Here is a 3,380-nt window from a genome sequence, read left to right on the forward strand (position 1 = left end):
AAAAGCGCGCCGTAATTACAGGCACGTACAAAGAGACATCATTATGGAACTGATATAATAATTCGCTGTTTTTGTGCAGGAGACAGGAACTTTATTTTGCGAGACGACAGTATAACACACTACACTTTGCTCCGCAAAGTCGTGTGCCAAATGGGGCGCTGCCCCCTTTGGAAACCCCCGCAACAAACAGGTGCTATGCACCCAGCCGGGAGCATAGCGCCGTTTGTTGTCAGCAGCCCGTTTCACGGTCTGCGTGTAGTTCCTTGTAAACTGACCTAACCTTCCCGAAAAAGAAAAGATGGTGTCGTTTTTTTCGATACCACCTAAAAAAATCAACAATTTAGAGTATGTGATTTAAACAGAAAATAATAATTCAGTTATCTTTCTACACAAGTTTTAGACAGCATTATTAAATTTCTTTCTGACAAATATTTTACATAAAAATTCGATACATATATTTTTAGAGTATTTTTAGTATTTTAAGTAAAATAGATATGTAGATTATTGATTTTTTGTTTTAGAAATGTTATTATAATAATGGTAGTTTATCGTATTTTGTAATTATATTTCTCGAAAGGTATTGATGATATGAAAAATAAAAACACAATAATTATCACTGAAGAAATGATAAATTCGGACCCATACGGTTATACATATAAAGAAATTTGTGATTGCGTTGGAGAAAAAAAAGCTCGATCGCTTATGCATGCCCTTTATAAGGAAAAGCCCCAAAAGAAATATCAAACAATGAGCATTAATGATATTTATAATGGCGGTGACACAAGAAAATACTCTTTCAAATTAAAGGATGGTTACTGCGTTGAAACTGTTTGCATAAAGAGAAAAACAGGTGTAACTGTATGTGTTAGTACAATGGTAGGATGTCCTGTCGGTTGTATTTTTTGTGCATCTGGAAGTAATGGATTTATAAGAAATTTAACTCCTTCCGAAATTGTGCAACAAGTAACATTACTGAAGGAAAAAGTCAACAGAATTGTATATATGGGAATGGGTGAACCATTTTTTAATTATGATAATGTAATTAAGTCAATTCATATACTAAGAGATAGAAATGGGCTTAATTTCCCCACAGATGGAATTAATATTTCGACAGTAGGTCCTTTAGAACAATTAAAAAAAATAAGAGAAGAACATCTGAAGATACAACTCACCCTCTCTCTTCATGCAACAAATCAAAGAACAAGAGATATAATTATACCTCACATGAAAGGTTATGACATAAATAAGATTGTTGAATCTGTTTTATCATATTCGGAAAGACATAACAGAAAAGTAACAATTGCTTATTTATTGATTCCTGGTCTAAATGATAAAGCAACTGATGTACGTCAATTAGGAAGATGGTTTCGTGAGAAAAATGTTTTGATAAATCTTTTGCAATATAATGATACCGCAAATTGCAATATTAACAGGCCAAACAAACAACAATTAGTTGCATTTAAATTGCGACTTGAAGCGGCTGGTTTAGAAGTAAAAATGAGAGAATCACGAGGTAATAACATCAAAGCTGCCTGCGGTCAGTTGGTTAGTAACACAAACGAGAAGAATAAGCAACACAATTCAATGGGGAAGGATTTAGGTTTTCACAATCGTTCAAAAAGCAAGAAAGAGAATCCTAAAAGCAAGCACAAAAATACATTTTCTAAAATTAATTACAAAACAAAACACTAAATTAACCGTATTTTGTTTGTGATGCATAGGCGATCTGTTTTTTTGTCTATCAACAATTAGAGTTACAAGGAATCTATTATGGAATATAAATGTTTATCCGATTTTTTGTTTAAATCTCTGTCCGAGATAAGTATTGGTGAATAAAAATATTCCTATAGGTAGGATAATTATCGACAAAGAAATTTTCTCTGGAGTGGGAAAAGCAGACCAAAGTATGCTATAATGCAATAAAATAGTTATACAAACTTGAATTTGAGGAGGTGATAAGATGACAGCATATATGAGATTAAGATAATACCGCGAGTTGTGTTGCGGTACATCCGTATTACATAACTCGCTTTCGGGCAAGAATGTAATAATGGAGGATGTCATGAATAAAATTATTAGATTTAATGACAGCGAAAAGCTTTTTCGTTGTCCAATATGTAAACGAAAGTTAAAGATGGTAGGCAATAGTTTGCTGTGTAGTAATAAGCATTGTTTCGATATTTCTAAATTAGGATATGTGAATTTTGCATTAAATCAAAAGCAATCTAAGCATTATAGCAGAACTTCTTTTGAAAGCAGAATGGATATTTTAGAAAAGGGATACTATTCACATATTCTTACGGAGATAACACATATATTGAGCAAGCTTGAAAACATAACAACTATTCTTGATGTCGGATGTGGTGAAGGATATTATTCTAGAAAAATCAAAGAACTATTTCAAGCAGATATAGTTGCTTTTGATATTTCAAAAGATGCCATTTCCCTTGCTTCAAAAAGAGACGGTAGTAAGTCTATAAAGTGGTTTGTGGGTGATTTGGAAAATATGCCAATTAGAGACCACTCAGTAGACTGTATACTGGACATATTTACACCAGCTAATTATTTGGAGTTCAATAGAGTTCTGACGGATAGCGGCTATATTGTAAAGGTTATTCCTGGGAATAAACATCTGATGGAGTTCAGAAACATTGCAAAAGAACATTTGAAAAATCAAGAGTATTCCAATGAGAATGTGATTAACTTATTCAAGAAGCAGTATTCTGTTATTTACCAAAAAAGAGTTTCAGAATCATATGAAATGCCGTTAGAGGATATTAAAATTTTTGCAGACATGACCCCACTGCTCTTCCATGTAGATAAAACTGAGATTGATTTCAAAAAGCTAAAAACTTTGACGATTGATGCAGAGATATTTGTGGGAAGTCTATAACGCTTGAAACTTTCAGTTTGACGGAGCAACAAATTCCAATTTGTTGAACTGAATAGCACATACTGACCGATAGGAACAAGGATGAAATATACCTTGTTCCTTTTCGTTTACCCAGGGCATTCATAGAAAATGAATAAACAGGTCAGTTATGCATACCAACACTTATCTCGGACAGAGACTTGTTTAAAGGAGAAAATAAAAATATTAATATAAGTGTGAGCAAAAATAGTCCAGTTAATGCCTCCTTAAGTTTGGATGGATACAAACATTCAATGGTTCAAATAATAGCATTAACTATTGCACTCAAAATGAAGACTGTTATTGTTAATCCACCTATAGTAAGTGATACATATGTTTTTATCGCAATAATAAATGAATGAATAATCCGGGGGCCGTGTCCCTGCTGTCCGGACTTAGGAAACCGCAAATCCGTTTTTAAGGGAACCACCATTCCGTTGGTGGAAACCTTTATCATAAATTCTTAAAA

The 3,380-nt window shown here is 33.2% G+C and carries 2 protein-coding genes; both read left to right on the top strand.

Annotation, left to right across the window (positions count from 1 at the left end; translation table 11 throughout):
• Positions 1–588 precede the first annotated feature (588 nt).
• Complete coding sequence (locus tag ACTNA4_RS15815; protein ID WP_118408992.1) at positions 589–1,692, top strand: 23S rRNA (adenine(2503)-C(2))-methyltransferase RlmN; 1,104 nt, start codon at positions 589–591, stop codon at positions 1,690–1,692.
• Between the two features lie 370 nt (positions 1,693–2,062).
• Positions 2,063–2,893: a methyltransferase domain-containing protein gene (locus ACTNA4_RS15820; protein WP_083655179.1), complete on the top strand. Its 831-nt coding sequence runs from the start codon at positions 2,063–2,065 to the stop codon at positions 2,891–2,893.
• Positions 2,894–3,380 lie beyond the last annotated feature (487 nt).

Source organism: Bariatricus sp. HCP28S3_A7 (genome assembly GCF_052066375.1).
Classification (GTDB): Bacteria; Bacillota; Clostridia; order Lachnospirales; family Lachnospiraceae; genus Allocoprococcus.

What these genes read in the sequence shown, in the direction of transcription:
- ACTNA4_RS15815 (WP_118408992.1), top strand. Translation starts at nt 589, where the DNA reads ATGAAAAATAAAAACACAATAATTATCACTGAAGAAATGATAAATTCG.
- ACTNA4_RS15820 (WP_083655179.1), top strand. Translation starts at nt 2,063, where the DNA reads ATGAATAAAATTATTAGATTTAATGACAGCGAAAAGCTTTTTCGTTGT.